Raw genomic sequence first — 17,700 nt, 5'->3', positions numbered from 1 at the left:
CCGAATTTGCGGCATCTTGGCCAACTGGTGGCGAGGGGGTTCACGCGGTGGCGAAGGAGTAGAAGCGCTTGAGCGTGCAGTGCTCCTCCAGCAGCCGCCCGTAGATCGGCTCCCCCTCCAGCTCCCGGTAGGTCTCGATCGGGTCGCCCTTTATGACCAGCGCCCGCGCACACTCCTCGCACCAGTACTGGTACTCCGGATTGATCGGATCCATGTCCCTGACGATGGGCGTACCGCTGCCGCACCAGTCGCACTTCCGCCTGTGTGCACCCATGAGTCAGCTCCGGCTTCGGCCGCGGGCGGTACACACGCAGGAGACTCCGCCGTTCCCGCCGAGCATGTGGACTGCATGGGACGGATCGCCGACAGGACGACCGGCACGGACGTGGCATTCGGGGACAAGGAGCAGGTCCGGGACCTCGTCGCGGCTCGCAGGCATCGCGCGCTCCCTCCCGTTCGGTCCGTCGCCCCCTCCGGCGCTCCGATTCTGCCATGACGCCGCAAGGGGGGCAGCCCGCCGGACATCCGGCCGGTCACCGACGCCGTACGAGACCCACCGACGCGCCCGCGATCGCGGCCACCGACAGTGCGAGAGCACATTCCCACAGGGCCTGCCCCGACCCCTGCACCCCTGACATATCAAGGCGGTTGAGATAGAGCGTGCCGAATGTCGCGACGCCGATCAGCTGGCCGAGCTGGGTGACGGTCACCAGCACACCGCTTGCATCAGCAGCATCCTCCGGACGCACGTTCGCCAACGCCCCCGTAAGGGTGGGGCTGAAGCCCAGTGCCATCCCGCTGCCCATGATCGCGAAGGCCACGTACAGCCAGGGCCCGCCGTCGCCGCCGTCCCGCATCAGCAGCCCGATGGCCACGGAGGCGACGGCCACCAGGGCGAACCCGCCGGGAACCAGGGCCCCTTGGAACCTCGCGGGCCACCGGCGCCAGGTCAGCCCGATCACACCGAATACCAGCGCGGTCGGTGCGAACATCAGCCCCGTGCGCAGCCCCGAGTAGCCAAGACCGCCCTGGACGTGCAGCGTCATCGCAAAGAGGAAACCCGCGTTGATCGCCATCACCACAAGAATGCGCAGCGCCGCCCGCGCCATGCCGGGGATGCGCAGCACCCTGGGCGCGATCAGGGGCGCACCACCGCGCGCGGCCAGCCGTGACTCATGACCGACGAACCCGGCGAAGAAGCCCACGGAGGCGATCAGGCAGACCCAGGACCAGACCGGCCAGTCCAACTCCTGCCCGAGCACCAGGGGGACGGTGAGCAGCGTGACGGTTGCGGCGAGCAGCACCAGCCCTGGCAGATCGAGTCCGCGGGCGCGCGCCTGGGCCCTGGTGTCCCCCGTACGCGGTTCGCCGGGCAGCACACGGATGCCGAGCACCAGCAGAACCAGCCCGATCGGCACATTCACCAGAAAGACCGGCCGCCAGCCCGCGCCGAACAGATCGGCGCTGACCAGCACCCCTCCGACCACCTGCCCGGCGGCCGCCCCGGTGGCGAGCACCGCGCTGTAGGCACCGAGCGCCCGGACCCGTGCCTCGCCGGCGAAGTGGCGCTGAATGAGGCTGAGCACCTGCGGAATCATCACCGCCGCGCCTGCTCCCTGGATCAGCCGGAAGGCGATCAACTGCCCGGTTCCGGCGGCAAGTCCGCAGGCCAGCGAGGCGGCCGTGAAGACGGCGAGTCCGGCCAGATGAGCGCGGCCGTGTCCGAGCAGCCCGCCAAGCCTTGCGCCGGTGATGAGCAGCACGGCGTACGTGATGGTGTAGCCGGCCACGATGAGCTGCAACCCCGCTCCGGATGCGCCGAGTTCACTCCGGACCGTCGAGGCGGCGACGTTGACGATGAAGATGTCGAGCAGCGCCATGAACTGAGCCGCGAGCACCAGGGCAAGCACTCTGCCGGGGCGTTTGTCAGTGGAGGCGTCTTTACTGGTTACGGAACGTGGAGTCGCCTCTGAGGTCGTCGTCATGGCACAGACCCTGACCCCGGTCGAATACGGGTAACGAGAGCCCGCTGATGCTGGTACTGACAGCACCTGGCAACTCCCATGCGGGGCAACGACGATGGGGGTGTGACAATGGTGACGGCACATCAGCAGGGGCAACACCGGAGGCGTCCGGAGCTCGCGGCCTTTCTGCGCAACCGCCGGGCGCGGGTGACACCCGCCGATGTGGGCATGGCACCCGGGCTGCGCCGCCGCACCCCGGGCCTGCGCCGCGAGGAGGTCGCGCAGCTCTCCGGCATCGGTGTCACCTGGTACACCTGGCTGGAACAGGGCCGTCCGATCAACGCCTCACCACAGGTCCTGGACGCCGTGGCACGCACCCTGCGACTGGACGCGCCGGAGCGCGAACACCTCTACCACCTGGCGGAGGTGGCCTACGCCCCGGGCAGACAGACCGACGCGATAGAGGTGGGGCCCGAGATCCAGGGCATCATCGACGCCCTCGATCCGCACCCCGCCGCGGTCTACAACACTCGGTACGACGTCCTGGCCACCAATCCCGCCTACCGCAACCTGTTCGGCGTCCCCGAAATGGCGGGAACGGGCATACGCAATGTGCTGTGGACGCTGTTCACGGTGGCCGAGGATGCCTGTCCCGTCGTCCACCGGACCCGGGAACTGCCGATCATGGTGGCGACGCTGCGGGGAGCCTACGGACGCCATACGGGCGAGCCCGCCTGGGAATCGTTCGTCGAACAGCTCTCGGCCGCCAGCCCGTACTTCGCCGAACTGTGGCGCAGCGGGGATGTCGCCCCGCCGGGGCCGCGGGTGAAGACCTTCCGGCACTGGGCGGCGACCGACGAGATACGGATGACTTCGGTGTCGCTGTCCGTCAACGGGCTGCCGGAGTGCCGGATCGTGGCCTACACCCCGGCCGACGAGGAGAGCGGCGAGCAGGTGGCGGCGCTGCGGCGGCGCCGGGACGCGTGACCGGACGCACGGTCAGGGCGTGTCGGACGGTCGGAAGAAACCCCAGACCGGGCAGTCAGGGGCAACGCAAAGATCCCGCCCCCTGGTGGGGACGGGATCTTGATTGTGGAGCTAAGGAGAATTGAACTCCTGACCTCCTGCATGCCATGCAGGCGCTCTACCAACTGAGCTATAGCCCCGCTGTTCGCTGTGTTTCCCTGCGTTTCCGCGCTGCGAACAAGAAGAACTTTAGCCTGTGACCAGCCAGAAAGTGAAATCCGGCCGATGCCGCCCGGCGGTGGCCTCCGAGCCCCGTCCGGGCCCGCCCCGCAGGCAGGTCGATGGCACTCCCAGGACCCGGCGCTCCTAGGTGTCGTCGCCGAGCACCGGCTCCGGCAGCGTGCCGGCATTGTGCTCCAGCAGGCGCCAGCCCCGCGCGCCCTCGCCCAGCACCGACCAGCAGCAGTTGGAGAGCCCACCGAGCCCTTCCCAGTGGTGCGCCTCCAGACCCAGCAGTCGGCCGATGGTGGTGCGGATGGTGCCGCCATGGCTGACCACGACGAGCGTGCTGCTGTCGGGCAGCTTCTCGGCGTGTCCGAGTACAACGGGGGCGGCCCGGTCGGCGACCTCGGTCTCCAGCTCACCGCCGCCGCGACGCACCGGCTCGCCGCGCTTCCATGCGGCGTACTGCTCGCCGTACAGCTCGACGATCTCCTCGTGGGTGAGGCCCTGCCAGGCGCCCGCGTAGGTCTCGCGCAGTCCCGCGTCGTGCGCTACTTCGAGGCCGGTGATCGCGGCGAGCTCGGCGGCCGTGGCCGCCGCCCGCTGCAGATCGGAGGCGACGATCGCAGCCGGCTTCAGCGAGGCGAGCAGCCGGGCGGCCCGCCGGGCCTGCCCGACGCCGACCTCGGTGAGCGCGATGTCCGTGGAGCCCTGGAACCGGCGCTCCAGATTCCATGCCGTCTGGCCGTGTCGCCAGAGGACGATCCTGCGGCCCCTGCCGCTTCCGCTGCCGTTCAGCTGTGCTCACCTTCCGTGCTGCCGGTGAGCTGCGCGTGCTCCGCGGCCTTGCCCCGGGTCTTGACGGCGTCCTCGGGGAGCGCGATCTCGGGGCAGTCCTTCCAGAGGCGCTCCAGCGCGTAGAAGACACGCTCCTCGCTGTGCTGGACATGGATGACGATGTCGACGTAGTCGAGGAGGATCCAGCGCGCGTCGCGGTCGCCCTCACGGCGTACCGGCTTGGCGCCGAGTTCCTTCTGGAGCCGCTCCTCGATCTCGTCGACGATCGACTTGACCTGGCGGTCGTTGGGGGCCGAAGCCAGCAGGAAGGCGTCTGTGATCGACAGCACGTCGCTGACGTCGTACGCGATGATGTCGTGCGCGAGCCGGTCGGCGGCCGCCTGAGCGGCGGCGTTGATGAGCTCGATGGAGCGGTCCGTGGCGGTCACAAGCAGGCTTTCGTCGGCGGTCAGATCAACCTCTAGGGTCTCACGGACCGCCGACAGCCCACGCAGCGAACGTTCGAAGATCGAATCGACATCATCCGGGCGGTGCGGTCCCGGTCATTTGATCGCGTAGTTCTGGCCGAGCACGACGGACACATCCGCGTTCGCCGCGGGCTTGCCCTGCTTCAGCGCGCTCGTCGGCAGGCCCAGGGTCTTGGCGACCTGCGTCGCCTTGTCCTTGTCCGCCGCGGCCTTGTAGACGACCTCGGACAGCGCCGCGGTCTCGGCCGTTCCGCCACCGACGAAGGCATAGCCGCCGTTGACCAGCTTGATCTGGGCGGACTGTGTGGCGTCCTTGTCACCGGTGGCGTTCTTGATCCCGACCCGCACCGCCGCACCGGCGTCCGGAGCCTTCACCGTGCCACCCAAGATGTCCTTGACGACGCTCTCGGTGGCTGCGTCGCTGAGGGTGCCGTCGGCCTGCACCGGCAGCAGTGCCGTCTTGTAGTCGCCGCCCTTGGCATGCTGGGCGAGCTTCGCCAGCGAGGCACCGAGATCCTTTTCGGGGAGCGACGGGTCGAGGATCTGCGCCAGCGTCTGCACGGTGACCGTGGCGGTCTTCGGGTCGTCCGAGATCTTGCGCAGAACGCCCCGCATGACCTCCCCGAACCGCATGAGCTGCTTCGCCTCGGCCTCACCGGGTGCCCGGTAGGTGGCGTATGCAACGGCCATCTGGCCGCTCAGGGTCTGCGCCTCCCCCTTCTTCACCAGGGGGGAAGCGCCCTTCTTCGCGTCGGGCACTTCGGTGTCGGTGTCGACCTCGATGTTGCCGACCAGATCGACGAGAGTCTCCAGATAGGGGGTGTCGAGCCGCCATGTGCCGCTGATCTTGGTGCCGAGCAGTGTGTCGATGGAATCGCGGGTGCCCGTGGTGCCGTCGTCCTCGACGGACTTGCCGAGGGTGCTCGTGCCGCCCTCGTCGTTGGCGACCGCGAGAGAGTTGGGGAGCAGGACCGTGGTCCCCTGTTTGGTCGTCACATTGTCGACGAGCAGCGCCGTGGAGGTGCCGCCCTTCTTGGTGTTGCGCAGATGGACCACGATGACGTCCCGCTGCTGCGGGCCCGTCGATGCGGTGTTGTCCTTCTCCGATCCGGAGAGGCCGGGGATCTTGCCGGCGGACCAGAGGTAGCCGATACCGCCGACCACCACCAGGACCACCACGACTATCAGCGCGACCACACGGTTGCGGCCGCGACGCCGTGCCTCTTCGCGCCGCTCGCTGCGGCTCTCGGTGAACTTCAGCCAGTCGATGACGTCTTCGGAGTCCTCGTCGGGCTCCTCGATGAAGGAGAACTGCTCTGTGCCGTAGTCACGGTCGGCTCGGCGCTGTCCGGGGACGGCGGGTTCCGGGGCGGCCTCGAAGTCGGGCTCGGGCTCCTGCCGGGCCGGCGCGGGTGCGGGCGGGGACGGCTGTGCGGCGGCCTGCTGCGGAATGTTCCACTGCTGGGTGGTGTCGACCGCGGCGGGCTGCCGGCCGGTGTCGTAGCCATAGCCGTCGTAACCGCCGTACGCCTGCTGTTGAGGCTGTTGCGGCTGCTGGGGTGCGGCGTACGAGTCGTTCGGCTGCGGCTGCTGGGGTGCGGCGTACGAGTCGTTCGGCTGCGGCTGCTGGGGTGCGGCGTACGAGTCGTACGGCTGCGGCTGCTGAGGCTGGGCGTACGGGTCGTATCCGTACCCCTGGTCGGCCTGATGCGGCTCCTGTTGGGACTGCTGAGGCGCATACGGGTCGTACGACTGCTGTCCGGGCTGCTGATACACCGGCTGCCCGTACTCGTCGTAGCCGATGATCTGCGGCTGCTGGTAGTACGGGTCGTACGGGTTCTGTCGGTCGTTCACCGGTGCCCCTCTGCGTGGCTCATTCGCCGCGGTACAGCTGGCGCTTGTCGATGTAGCGGACCACACCGTCCGGCACCAAGTACCAGACCGGCTCCCCCTGCGCGACCCTCTCACGGCAGTCCGTGGACGAGATCGCGAGCGCGGGCACCTCCACGAGGGAGACCCCGCCCTCCGGCAGCCCGGGGTCCGCGAGCACATGCCCCGGCCGCGTCACACCGATGAAGTGGGAGAGGGAGAACAGTTCGTCGGCGTCCCTCCAGGTGAGGATCTGGGAGAGCGCGTCGGCGCCGGTGATGAAGAAGAGGTCCGCGTCGCCATGGATCGCGCGCAGGTCCCGCAGTGTATCGATGGTGTACGTCGGCCCGCTGCGGTCGATGTCGCTCCGGCTGACCGAGAACTGCGGGTTGGACGCCGTCGCGATGACCGTCATCAGATAGCGGTCCTCGGCCGGGGAGACGTGCTTGTGGCTCTTCTGCCACGGCTGCCCGGTCGGCACGAAGATCACCTCGTCGAGGTGGAACTGGGCGGCCACTTCGCTGGCCGCCACCAGGTGTCCATGATGAATCGGGTCAAACGTCCCGCCCATCACGCCGATTCGGCGCTTTCCGCGGCCGGTAGGCACTTCCTGCTCTCCCATGCGTGCAGAGCCTACTGGCACAGCTGTACGCCTTCGCCTCAGCGGTCGCGGTTGAAGCGAGTGGTGATCCACAGCAGGAGCAGCAGCACGACGAACGCACCGCCCCCGGTGAGATACGGGCTGAGGCTTTCGTGGTTGCCACCGTGCTCGCCGCCCTCGGCGGCGAGAGTGACCAGCTGGTGCGCGGTGCTCGTGAGGCTCATCTTCGGCAGGACCTATCGATCGGGAGTCGGAAGGAAGACGTCGCGCACATCGTATGCGGGCGCCCCGGGCACGCTCACGCCGACTCAGTCGTTGTTGTCGTCGTTGCGGTATCCGCGGAGCAGGAACCAGCCGAGCAGGACAGCTCCTACGAGCGAGGCGAGCAGCACGATACGGAGCGTGTTGCCGGGCCCCTGGTCCTCGGATGCGGCGGCAAGCAGAGCAACGGTATGCGGCATGTCGGGCGTCTCCTCAGTTATCCACAGCCCCCCGCACACCGTAGCCCCAGCACCTACGCTGGGATTTGTCAGGGGGCGAGCGACGTCTCGTACGAACAGGGGGCCCATTCATGACCGAACGCAGCCACGAGAGCAACGAGAACGTGCCGAGCAGGCAGCGCAGGCGTTTCGCAGGGATCTCGTCCCGGGCCTACGAACATCCGGCGGACCGCTCGGCCCTGGTGGCCCTGCGCAAGCTGAGCGGTTTCGACACCGTGTTCAAAACACTGAGCGGTCTGCTGCCCGAGCGCAGCCTGCGGCTGCTCTTCCTCTCCGACTCCGTCCGGGTGAGCGACGCGCAGTTCGTCCACCTCAACGACATGCTGCGGGACGCCTGTTACATCCTGGACCTGGAAAAGGTCCCGCCGATGTACGTCAACCAGGACCCGCAGCCCAATGCCATGTGTATCGGTCTCGACGAGCCGATCATCGTGGTGACGACGGGGCTGGTGGAATTGCTCGACGAGGAGGAGATGCGGGCCGTCATCGGCCACGAGGTGGGACACGCCCTCTCCGGTCACGCCGTGTACCGCACGATTCTGCTGTTCCTCACCAATATCGCGTTGAAGGTCGCCTGGATCCCGCTCGGCAATGTCGCGATCATGGCGATCGTGACGGCACTGCGTGAGTGGTTCCGCAAGTCGGAGCTGTCGGCAGACCGGGCGGGGCTGCTGGTCGGACAGGATCTGCAGGCATCGATGCGCGGCCTGATGAAGATCGCGGGCGGCAATCATCTGCACGAGATGAATGTGGACGCCTTCCTCGCCCAGGCCGACGAGTACGAGAAGGGTGGCGATCTGCGCGACTCAGTGCTCAAGATCCTCAATCTGTTGCCCCGCTCGCACCCCTTCACCACGGTGCGTGCGGCCGAGCTGAAGAAGTGGTCCGAGACGCGCGACTACCAGCGGATCATGGACGGCCACTACCCGCGACGCGACGAGGACAAGGACACCTCGGTGACGGACTCCTTCCGGGAGTCCGCGGCGCACTACGCGGACACGGTGCGCACCAGCAAGGATCCGCTGATGAAGCTCGTCGGCGACATAGCGGGGGGTGCCGGAGACCTGGGCGGCAAGCTCCGCGACAAGTTCACCGGTCAAGGGGGCGGGGGAACGGCCGGCAAGGGCGGTGCTACGGACGGCTCTGCGGAGCCCCAGGAGCCTCGGAACCCTGATGAGCCCGGGGCTGCTGGGAGCTGACCGTCAGCGTCCCGCAGACCGCCGCAGTGGGCCGGTCCGTCGCGTACGGGTCGGTGCCCGCGGGGCCGCGGGAGGCGGCGCGCTGCCTGGCCAGCAACGGCTGCAGCGCACCGGTGGTGTCCGACGGGCACGCCTGCGGTCCGGCCTGTACGTAGCTGGTGCGCAGTTCCAGCCGGTGCAGCCGCAGGTCTTCCCGGTCGAAGCGGATGTGCAGCTCGCGCCGAACGGTGAAGAGCGAGGCGCCACCTGCCCGTTGGGGCCCTGGGACCGCTGGGCGGAGCGTGTATGTGAAGGTGTGGTCCGACACCACCTCCAGGGTGTCGGATCCCGCCTCCGCGTAGCTCAGGGTGCCCCGGACCCGTATGTCCGGAGCGGCCAGTGCCACCTTCGCAGGGTCGAAGCGCACCAGCCAGCCGGTCGCGGCATGCTGCCCGTCGTCGTCCGGCCGGCTCATGCTGCGGTCGAACTGGGCCATCTGATCCGGGTCGAGCAGCGCTTCCACCGGCCGCACCGCGTTTCCGGTGAGGACGTCGGGGTCGAGAGAGGACGCCACCAGATAGTCCTTGACCGTGGTCAGGGCCGTCGCGACCTGGCTGTCCGAGAAGTTGTCCGTCCCTCGGATCGCCGGCAGATTGATGCCTGCGGCACCCGTTTCGAACTGTGCGGCTGGGCTCTTGGCGAGGAGGTCGGCGGCGGTTCCGCCGGGTACGGCACCCTGGGGAGCCAGGGGGACGACGGTCGACCTCAGAGGTTCGGCCCTTCTGCCGACGGGCGCCTGATAAGGGTGGCGGAAGCCCATGTACACGGCCGTTCCGAAGGCCAGGGCGATCAGGAGGACCAGGGCGATGGCTGCCTTGGAGCCGGCGCGGAAGCCCCGGGCCGGGAGGCTGCGTACGGCACGGGCGTGATCCCCCATGCGTTCCTGGGCGGAGAATTCCTTCAGCCGGGCAGCACGCACGAACGACTCGTCGAAGACGAGTGACCGGTACTCGTCCTCACCGCCGCCCGGCGTGCTCTCGGGCGGACCTTCTGGTGGTTCTCCGCGGTCTGCCATGACTTCTCCCGACTCCACGTCACCGACCAGGGCCGAAACGCTTCGCTCTGCTTCGGCCGAATGGCTTCGGACAGGGCCCGCCCGTCATGAGTTCGCATGACGTCGCATGACTACGCATACGGACGAGTGAGAAGCCCCCTCGGAGAGAGGGGTCATATCTTCAGGGTAGGTCGATTACGACCGGGGTAAACGCCCAGCCGCGAGAGAACCGCCCGAGAGTTGCCCCGGGACCCCGGCCGCCCGCCCTCAGGACGGGCGCGGGAGTGCTGAGACCGTGGAGCGGGGATAGCCGACCGAGGCCGACGGGACGGCGCTGGGGACGGGGCCGGGTGGACTGTCCACGCCTGTGGTGGCGGGCGGCGGGGCGGGGTCCTGGCGGTTGCCCGAGGTGTTGCGGTAGACGGCGCTGAAGGCCAGCGCGACCATCCCGATGCCCATCAGGACGGCGAGCAGCCAGGCCACCGGCCGGTGCCAGCGCGCCGCACCTCGGTAGGGGCGCAAGGCGCCGCCGTGGCGCCCGTAGGGGCCACTGCCGTACACGTCGTCGCCATCGGGGTCCAGCGGGTCGCCGTAGGCGCTCCCGCGGCCGTATGCGCCGCCCGGCCCGTATCCCTCGTCATAGAGCTCGTCGTCCGGCGGGCCGCCGCCCGCCCGCGCCCGGGACGCCTCGGCCTCGGCGCGCGCCTGTGCAGCCGCGAGCAGTCGCTCCACGGCGGTGGGTTCATGGATCTCGGCGGCCCGTACGAAGTCCTCGTCGAATACCACGGAGGCGAAGTCCTCGTCCGCGCCCCCGCGGTCGTCGTCGGGCTCCCAGCCGTCCGGGAACGGCCTGCCCCCCACGTCGTCCGGCACGGCTCCAGACTAGCCTCGCCGGGTCGTTCTGGGCAGGGAGCCCGCAACATTCACCGAACCCGGACGGTCACCGCACGTGGCCGTCGCCCGTGACGATGTACTTCGTCGAGGTCAGCTCCGGCAGGCCCATCGGGCCCCTGGCATGCAGCTTCTGCGTGGAGATGCCGATCTCGGCTCCGAAGCCGAACTGACCGCCGTCGGTGAAGCGCGTCGACGCGTTCACGGCCACCGTCGTGGAGTCCACCAACTGGGTGAAGCGGCGCGCCGCGGCCTGGGAGGTGGTCACGATCGCCTCGGTGTGACCGGAGGACCAGAGCCGGATGTGCGCGACGGCCGCGTCCAGCGAATCCACGACGGCCGCGGCGATGTCGTACGAGAGATACTCGGTCTCCCAGTCCTCCGGCGTCGCCGCCACCACGGTGGCCTTGGACCCCTCGGCGTATTCGAGGACCCGCTCGTCGCCGTGCACGGTCACCCCGGCACCGGCCAGCGCGTCAAGTGCCCGGGGCAGGAAGTCCGCGGCGATGTCCTTGTGGACCAGGAGCGTCTCGGCGGAGTTGCAGACGCTCGGGCGCTGCGCCTTGGAGTTGATCAGGATGTCGACGGCCATGTCGAGGTCGGTCTGCGCGTCCACATACACATGGCAGTTGCCGGTGCCGGTCTCGATGACCGGAACGGTGGATTCCTCGACCACTGTGCGGATCAGCGAGGCGCCGCCGCGCGGGATGAGGACATCGACGAGGCCGCGCGCCCGCATGAGCTCCCGTACCGAGTCGCGGTTCTCACCCGGCACCAGCTGCACGGCGTCGGCCGGGAGGCCGGAGCCGCCGACCGCATCGCGCAGGACCCGTACGAGCGCGACATTGGAGGCGTACGCGGAGGACGAGCCGCGCAGCAGGACGGCGTTGCCCGATTTCAGGCAGAGGGCAGCGGCGTCGACCGTCACATTGGGCCGGGCCTCGTAGATGATCCCGACCACGCCGAGCGGCACCCGGACCTGTCGCAGGTCGATGCCGTTGGGCAGGGTCGAACCGCGGACGACCTCGCCGACCGGGTCGGGCAGCGCCGCGACGTCCCGCACGTCGGCGGCGATGGCGCGGATCCGTTCCGGGGTGAGGGTGAGCCGGTCGATGATCGACTCGCTGGTCCCGGCCTCACGGGCTCGGGCGACGTCCTCGGCGTTGGCCGTGACGATCTCGCCCGTCCGTACTTCCAGCGCGTCCGCGATCGCCAGCAGCGCGTCGTCCTTCGCCGCGCGCGGCAGTGGCGCGATGTCGGCGGCGGCGGAGCGTGCCCGGTAGGCGGCCTGGGCGACCGGGGACATGTTGTCGTACGGCGAGAGCGTGGTCATGCCCGCAGAGTAGTGCGCACACTGCGGGCATCCGTCACGTATCCCGTGATGCGAGACAACTGCCCCGGGGGCCGCCGCCGCGCTCAGTACGGGTGCACGCCGACCGGGGCGGCCGGGGGCGGCCCGTATCCCTCGGCGACGCGCTGGTGGTACGTCTCCCGGTCGATGACTTCCAGGCCGACGATCTCCCAGGGCGGAAGCCCGGCGGTGGAGCGGTGTTCCCCCCACAACCGGAGCGCGACGGCCGCCGCATCGTGCAGATCGCGGGCCTCTTCCCAGTAGCGGATCTCTGCGTGGTCGTTGGCGTACCGGCTGGTCAGCAGGAAGGGATGGTCGTGCGCGAGCTGTTCGAGACCGCGTCTGACCTCCTTCAGAGGAATCGCGGCGCCCGAGACACTGAGCGTGATGTGCCAGAGTCTCGACGGGGTGCGCTCCTCCTTCGCCACCGTCGGCTCGGGCCCGGTGGTCCGGCCGTCCCTGCGGTCCAAGGACCGGCTCTCGTCGAAGCCGACACCTGCTCCGACACTGGTCAGGGCCCTGCCACCCGTTCCTCGGGGCGGCGCCCCCGGGCGCGCTCGTCTCACCGGCGGCCTCCTGTGAATGCGTTTGCTGTGCTGTACCCCGCTGTGCCCCCGTTACAAAGTTGACCAGTCCGCGGCCGACGATGGGGCGCTTTTCGTGAAGGTCCCTGCCCGGAGGCTGGACTTTCAGCCGTTTCAGGGGGTCTGTCGGGGGTGCAGGACGACAAGATCGTCCCTGTGTACGACCTCGCGCTCATATGCTGGACCGAGTTCACGCGCCAGATCGCGGGTGGATCGGCCGAGCAGCTGCGGAATCTCCTTGGCGTCGAAGTTGACGAGTCCGCGAGCCACGGGACGGCCTTCGAGGTCGCGCAGTTCCACCGGGTCGCCCGCGGTGAACTCGCCCTCGATCGCGGCGATTCCTGCAGGCAGCAGCGAACTGTGCCGCTCGACGACCGCCTGTACGGCCCCGTCGTCGAGGGTCAGCGAGCCCTGCGGGGTGGAGGCGTGCGCAAGCCAGAGGAGCCGGTCCGCCGAGCGGCGTCCGGTGCGGTGGAAGTACGTGCCGGTGTCGCGTCCGGCCAACGCGTCGGCGGCCCGGCTCGCGGAGGTGAGGACGACCGGGACTCCCGCAGCCGTGGCGATCCGGGCGGCCTCGACCTTGGTGACCATGCCGCCGGTGCCGACGCCGCCCTTCCCCGCGCTGCCGATGGTGACACCCGCGAGATCCTCGGGGCCGGCCACTTCGGCGACCCGCGACGTGCCCGGGGTGCTGGGGTCGCCGTCGTAGAGGCCGTCCACGTCCGAGAGGAGGACCAGCAGATCCGCGCGGACGAGATGGGCGACGAGCGCGGCGAGCCGGTCGTTGTCACCGAACCGGATCTCGTCGGTGGCGACGGTGTCGTTCTCGTTGACGATCGGGAGCGCACCCATGTCCAGGAGCTGGTCGAGTGTGCGGTAGGCGTTGCGGTAGTGGGCGCGGCGGCTGGTGTCGTTGCTGGTGAGCAGCACCTGGCCGACGCGTACGCCGTAACGCGCGAAGGAGGCGGTGTAACGGGCGACGAGCAGTCCCTGTCCGACGCTGGCCGCGGCCTGCTGTCTGGCCAGGTCCTTGGGCCGGCGGTGCAGCCCGAGCGGGGCGAGCCCGGCCGCGATGGCGCCGCTGGAGACCAGCACGATCTCGCGCTCCCCGCCGCTCCTCACCTTGGCGAGCACGTCGACGAGCGCGTCGACACGGTCCGCGTCGAGGCCGCCCGCCGCGGTGGTGAGGGATGAGGAACCGACCTTGACCACGATCCTGCGGGCCTCTGTGACGCCCTGCCTTGCCCCTGACACGTACAACCCCAATGATTCGGCCTCGCCCAGCCCTGGCAATCTACGCGAGCGGCGGAATCCGCGCCTGTGCGTTCCGGCCCGTGGACCTGTGAGCGACCCCATGGCCCGTGCGTCCGGCCCCGCTGCCGAAGAAATCGACAGCCGCGTCAGCAGTCAAGCTCATTACTCATATCGAATGATCGGCTTCTCGACGTAGTGCACCGGCACCGGGCGAACGGGCACGGGAAAATCGAAGCGCTCCAACCGGCGCAACCATCGGAACATCTCGCTCATCTAACAGCCGATAGGGTGCATGGCGGCGGCCCTCCCCCGTTTCTTCGGCAGTGTGCAGTGTCAGCCCCGCATCCGCCACCATCTCCAGGGACCTCTACCAGACATGGGACAGCAGCGATGCCAGTCAAAGTAAGTGTCGTCATTCCGGTATACAACCCGGGCAAGTACATCGACCCCTGCATCGACTCACTTCTGCGACAGACGCTCCCTGCAGGGGAGTTCGAAGTTCTCTTCGTCAACGATGGATCAACGGACGACACTCCTGAACGGCTCGAAAAGCTGGCGGCGGAACACCCTCATTTCCGGGTGATCACCATCCCCAACTCGGGATGGCCGGGAAAGCCCCGCAACGTCGGTGTGGACGAGGCGAAGGGCGAGTACGTCCAGTTCGTGGACCAGGACGACCATCTCGCCTCCGACGCCCTGCGCCGGCTGTACGAGATGGGGCACCGCAACAACTCGGACATTGTCATCGGCAAGGTGGCCAGCAACTTCCGCGGCGTCCCGCACGGCGTGTTCAAGAAGAACCGCGAGAAGTGCACCCTGCGCGACGCACCGCTGTACGACAGCCTCACGCCGCACAAGATGTTCCGGACGGAGTTCCTCCGCAAGAACGGCATCGCCTACCCCGAGGGCAAGCGCCGCCTCGAGGACCAGCTCTACATGATGCAGGCGTACTTCCCGGCCGAAGTCGTCTCCATCCTGGGGAACTACACCTGTTACTTCTATTCCCGGCGTGACGACGGCAAGAACGCCGGATCCACCAGGATCGTTCCGGCCGACTACTACGGAAACCTCCGCGAAGTCCTGGACGTCGTCGTGGCCAACACCGAGCCGGGCGAGTTTCGGGATCTGCTGCTCCGCCGCTTCTACCGGGTCGAGATGCTGAGCCGGCTCAGCGAACCCGCGGTGGTCAAGTACCAGCCCGAGTTCTTCGACGAGATGTGCGACGCGATCAGGCCGCTGGCCATCGACTTCATGGGCGACGGCGTGCACGACGGCCTCGGCCCGCTGTTGCGGATCCGGTCCACACTCCTGCGCAGGGACGACCGGGAGGGGCTGCTCCGGATCGCCCGGTTCGCCGGGTCCGTCAAGGCGTCGGCACGTCTGGAGGAGTTCGCCTGGCAGCCGGACGGCCGCGTCGCCGTCACCGTCACCGCCCGGCTGGTCCAGGGGGACGACGAGGCCCCTGTGAAACTGCTGCACCGGGACGGCCGCTACTTCCTGCACCCGGACAACGGCGGCGGGCTGCTGGCCGAGGACGAACTCCTCGATGTCACCGACGACATCGACGGCTTCTCCGCCGAACTGTCCCTGCGCAATCGCGAGACGGCCGTCGAATGGCCCTGCCCCGCGACGTTCACCACTCGGACCGTTGAACTCGGCGACGGAGCCTGCGAGATCGTCCTGAGCGGCAGCGGCCATGTGTCTTCGGAGGCGGTCAAGGGCCGTGGCCGGGTCTCCCGCGGCTTCTGGGACATCTGGGTGCCGCTGCGCGGCCTGGGCCTGGTCCGCAAGGCAAGGCTGGGTGCCGACCGCGCACCGGAGGTGGACGCCTCCTGCCTGCCTGCCTCGCTCGGCTCGCCGGCCCGTTCCGTCATCCCGTACTTCACCGACCCGCACGGCAACCTCACGCTCGATGTCGCCCGTCGCAGCAAGAAGCTTGCCGACTATCTGGGCGGCCGTCCCGTTCTACGGACCCCGGGTCGGCGGCCCGAGCTCCGCTTGGAGCTCTTCACCGCCACGACGACCGTCGCCTCCGACGCCCAGCTGGTCCTGAGCCCGGTCGACGGAACCGGTTCGGCCGTGCACACGCTGCGTACCGTGCTGCAACCGACGGAAGGCAGGGCCCACCTCACCGTGCCCGGCCGCGCCGCCGGCGTCGCGGCGGGCGCCTGGAAGCTCTCCGTACGGCTGGACGGCGAGAAGGGCCCCGCACTCGGCCTCTGCGACGTCACCGTCGACAAGGGCGGCAGGATCCAGCTCGATCCCGAACTGCCCCAGGCCGCGGACGCGATCATGGCCGGGGCTGCCTCGCAACGCCGGAAGGCGACGCTGCGTCGCGCGCTGCGCGCCGTCGGCGGCCCGATCGTGCGCAGGCTCCCGCCGCAGGGCCGCAAGCGCGCGCGCCGTCTCGCCGCCCGGCTCACCGGCTGATCCGCTGCCGACGACGGTCCCACCAGCACCAGCATCAAACACATCGGAACAAGGACGTGATCGCATGCGGCAGCTCTCCATCGAAGGGGCCTGGGTGCACGAGCCCAAGGTCTTCCCGGACAGCCGCGGCAGCTTCCACGAGTGGTTCAAGGCGTCGGCACTCAGCGAGGCTGTCGGACACACTCTGCAGCTCGCGCAGGCCAACTTCTCCATCTCCAGCCGGGGAACGCTGCGCGGCGTCCACTTCGCCGACGTGCCGCCGAGCCAGGCGAAGTACGTCAAGTGCGTACGTGGCGCGGTGCTCGACGTCATCGTGGACATCCGGGTCGGCTCCCCCACGTACAAGCAGTGGGAAGCCGTCCGGCTCGACGATGCGGACCATCACGCCGTCTATCTCGCCGAGGGTCTCGGCCATGCCTTCATGGCCCTGACGGACGACGCGTCGGTCGTCTATCTGTGCTCGGAGGGCTACGCGCCCGGCCGCGAGCACGGCATCAACCCGCTCGACCCCGAGCTGGGCATCGAGTGGCCGGAGGGGACCACCCCGCTGCTGTCCGACAAGGACGCCGCGGCCCCCTCGCTGGCCGAGGCCGAGGAGCAGGGCCTGCTGCCGTCGTACGAGGCGTGCCAGGCGTACTACGCGCAGCTGCGCGCCCGCGGCTGAGCCCGGACAGGAACGCCGAAGCCCCCGTGGTCCGTACGGATCACGGGGGCTTCTCACTGTCTCGGTCCGGTCAGCTCGTCACGGCCTCGATGCGCCCCCGCAGGGGTGCGAACGCCGAGCGGGGACGGCGCAGGTTGCGGGCACGGGCCAGGGCCGGCCAGAAGTCGGCGCCGAGCAGCGTCTCGGGCTGGACGGCGTTCTTCCGCACCAGCACCTCCTCCGGCACATCCTGCGGATCGGGTACGACGTACTCCTCGATGATCTTGTCGTACGCGTTCTTCAAGATGTCGCTCTCCGGGTTGGCGCCGAACACGGCGACCACACCGGTCGGCGCCGTGTCCACCTCGACGACCACCAGGTCGGGACGGTAGCGGCGCAGCACCTGCACCACCTTGTACACATCACCGGTCCAGAACTTGGTGTGCCGGTCGCGGGCCGCCTCGTCGACATCGCGCGGCAGCATGTCGTCCAGCACGATCACGCTCGACCAGCGGGCATGCTTCTCGACGTTCATGAAGTCGCGCAGGGCGTACTCGAAGAGGTGCATGCCGTCGATGAAGGCGAGCTCCAGCTTCGGATCCCCACCGAGCACATTGAGGGGATCGCGGCGGGCGAGGGCGCGGAACGGGTTGCGGCCGTTGCGCAGGTGAAGCAGCGGGTCCTTGCGGGCGAAGAAGTCGTCGCTCGTCGCCTTGACCAGGTGGACGTCGCAACTGATGTCCGTCACCACGCGGAAGGCTGGGTCGACGGCGACGGAGGGCACTCGCGAGAGGGCCAGGCTCCTGCCGTCGTTGACCCCGATCTCCAAATAGTTCCGAGGCCGGTAGACGCGGTGCAATTGACGCAGAAAGTCATGGCGGTTCACGTGGAGCAGCCCTTCGGAGGAAACCAACTGGTCTGGTCCCCG

General features: G+C 68.9%; 18 protein-coding genes and 1 tRNA gene. 4 read left to right on the top strand and 15 right to left on the bottom strand.

Translation table 11 applies throughout. The features are described from left to right. Nucleotides 1–40 precede the first annotated feature (40 nt). The gene (locus tag GA0115254_RS22375; RefSeq protein ID WP_093897076.1) at nt 41–274 is read right to left on the bottom strand and encodes a hypothetical protein; all 234 of its coding nucleotides are present in this window, start codon (nt 272–274) and stop codon (nt 41–43) included. Between the two features lie 259 nt (nt 275–533). Then, the gene (locus tag GA0115254_RS22365; protein ID WP_176740247.1) at nt 534–1,985 is read right to left on the bottom strand and encodes an MFS transporter; all 1,452 of its coding nucleotides are present in this window, start codon (nt 1,983–1,985) and stop codon (nt 534–536) included. Nucleotides 1,986–2,093: 108 nt separating this feature from the next. Between GA0115254_RS22365 and GA0115254_RS22360 the strand changes: the two genes are divergently transcribed. Further along, entirely contained in the window at nt 2,094–2,951 is an 858-nt protein-coding gene (locus GA0115254_RS22360; RefSeq protein WP_093897075.1) for a helix-turn-helix transcriptional regulator, read from the top strand. A 106-nt stretch (nt 2,952–3,057) separates the two neighbouring features. Here GA0115254_RS22360 and GA0115254_RS22355 read toward each other — a convergent pair. The 7 genes from GA0115254_RS22355 to GA0115254_RS44640 form a co-directional block, all read right to left on the bottom strand. Continuing rightward, a tRNA-Ala gene (locus tag GA0115254_RS22355) sits at nt 3,058–3,130 on the bottom strand. Between the two features lie 166 nt (nt 3,131–3,296). Continuing rightward, nucleotides 3,297–3,950, bottom strand: a complete 654-nt coding sequence (locus GA0115254_RS22350; RefSeq protein ID WP_093897074.1) for a histidine phosphatase family protein — start codon at nt 3,948–3,950, stop codon at nt 3,297–3,299. Further along, on the bottom strand, nt 3,947–4,378 hold the full coding sequence (gene rsfS, locus GA0115254_RS22345) for a ribosome silencing factor (RefSeq protein ID WP_093897073.1): 432 nt from the start codon (nt 4,376–4,378) through the stop codon (nt 3,947–3,949). The genes GA0115254_RS22350 and rsfS overlap by 4 nt, the downstream gene beginning before the upstream one ends. Before the next feature lie 114 nt (nt 4,379–4,492). Continuing rightward, a complete protein-coding gene (locus GA0115254_RS22340) occupies nt 4,493–6,271 on the bottom strand; it encodes an LCP family protein (RefSeq protein ID WP_093897072.1) in 1,779 nt (592 codons plus the stop codon). A 19-nt stretch (nt 6,272–6,290) separates the two neighbouring features. Beyond that, nucleotides 6,291–6,908, bottom strand: a complete 618-nt coding sequence (gene nadD, locus GA0115254_RS22335) for a nicotinate-nucleotide adenylyltransferase (RefSeq protein ID WP_093897071.1) — start codon at nt 6,906–6,908, stop codon at nt 6,291–6,293. 38 nt (nt 6,909–6,946) lie between these two features. Continuing rightward, nucleotides 6,947–7,111 (bottom strand): hypothetical protein, encoded by a 165-nt coding sequence (locus tag GA0115254_RS44645; RefSeq protein WP_093897070.1) that lies wholly within the window; start codon nt 7,109–7,111, stop codon nt 6,947–6,949. A gap of 84 nt (nt 7,112–7,195) precedes the next feature. Beyond that, complete coding sequence (locus GA0115254_RS44640; RefSeq protein ID WP_176740246.1) at nt 7,196–7,348, bottom strand: hypothetical protein; 153 nt, start codon at nt 7,346–7,348, stop codon at nt 7,196–7,198. A 110-nt stretch (nt 7,349–7,458) separates the two neighbouring features. Here GA0115254_RS44640 and GA0115254_RS22325 point away from each other — a divergent pair, with 110 nt between their 5' ends. Continuing rightward, nucleotides 7,459–8,586 carry a M48 family metallopeptidase gene (locus tag GA0115254_RS22325; RefSeq protein WP_093897069.1) on the top strand — a complete coding sequence of 376 codons (1,128 nt, stop codon included), beginning with the start codon at nt 7,459–7,461 and terminating at the stop codon, nt 8,584–8,586. Here GA0115254_RS22325 and GA0115254_RS22320 read toward each other — a convergent pair. The 5 genes from GA0115254_RS22320 to proB form a co-directional block, all read right to left on the bottom strand. Next, complete coding sequence (locus tag GA0115254_RS22320; protein WP_093897068.1) at nt 8,519–9,640, bottom strand: SCO2583 family membrane protein; 1,122 nt, start codon at nt 9,638–9,640, stop codon at nt 8,519–8,521. The two genes, GA0115254_RS22325 and GA0115254_RS22320, sit on opposite strands and share 68 nt — an antisense overlap. A 246-nt stretch (nt 9,641–9,886) precedes the next feature. Then, the gene (locus tag GA0115254_RS22315) at nt 9,887–10,492 is read right to left on the bottom strand and encodes an SCO2584 family spore wall biosynthesis protein (RefSeq protein WP_093897067.1); all 606 of its coding nucleotides are present in this window, start codon (nt 10,490–10,492) and stop codon (nt 9,887–9,889) included. 67 nt (nt 10,493–10,559) lie between these two features. Continuing rightward, entirely contained in the window at nt 10,560–11,843 is a 1,284-nt protein-coding gene (locus GA0115254_RS22310; RefSeq protein ID WP_093897066.1) for a glutamate-5-semialdehyde dehydrogenase, read from the bottom strand. Nucleotides 11,844–11,926: 83 nt separating this feature from the next. Further along, nucleotides 11,927–12,427, bottom strand: coding sequence for a hypothetical protein (locus GA0115254_RS22305; protein WP_093897065.1), 501 nt, complete (start codon nt 12,425–12,427; stop codon nt 11,927–11,929). A gap of 132 nt (nt 12,428–12,559) precedes the next feature. Further along, nucleotides 12,560–13,657, bottom strand: coding sequence for a glutamate 5-kinase (proB, locus tag GA0115254_RS22300; RefSeq protein WP_218105574.1), 1,098 nt, complete (start codon nt 13,655–13,657; stop codon nt 12,560–12,562). Nucleotides 13,658–14,089: 432 nt separating this feature from the next. On the opposite strand from proB, the gene GA0115254_RS22295 reads away from it, so the two are divergent. Then, nucleotides 14,090–16,129 (top strand): glycosyltransferase family 2 protein, encoded by a 2,040-nt coding sequence (locus GA0115254_RS22295; RefSeq protein WP_093897064.1) that lies wholly within the window; start codon nt 14,090–14,092, stop codon nt 16,127–16,129. A gap of 64 nt (nt 16,130–16,193) precedes the next feature. Then, nucleotides 16,194–16,793, top strand: coding sequence for a dTDP-4-dehydrorhamnose 3,5-epimerase (gene rfbC / locus GA0115254_RS22290; RefSeq protein WP_093897063.1), 600 nt, complete (start codon nt 16,194–16,196; stop codon nt 16,791–16,793). 70 nt (nt 16,794–16,863) lie between these two features. Here the strand turns inward: rfbC and GA0115254_RS22285 are convergent, their stop codons facing one another. Then, nucleotides 16,864–17,658: an O-methyltransferase gene (locus GA0115254_RS22285; protein WP_093897150.1), complete on the bottom strand. Its 795-nt coding sequence runs from the start codon at nt 17,656–17,658 to the stop codon at nt 16,864–16,866. Between the last annotated feature and the right edge of the window lie 42 nt (nt 17,659–17,700).

This window comes from Streptomyces sp. Ncost-T10-10d, from assembly GCF_900091955.1.
Taxonomy (GTDB): Bacteria; Actinomycetota; Actinomycetes; order Streptomycetales; family Streptomycetaceae; genus Streptomyces.
The sequence above is the reverse complement of the archived record's forward strand: the minus strand, read 5'-3'. Positions and strand labels throughout refer to the sequence as shown.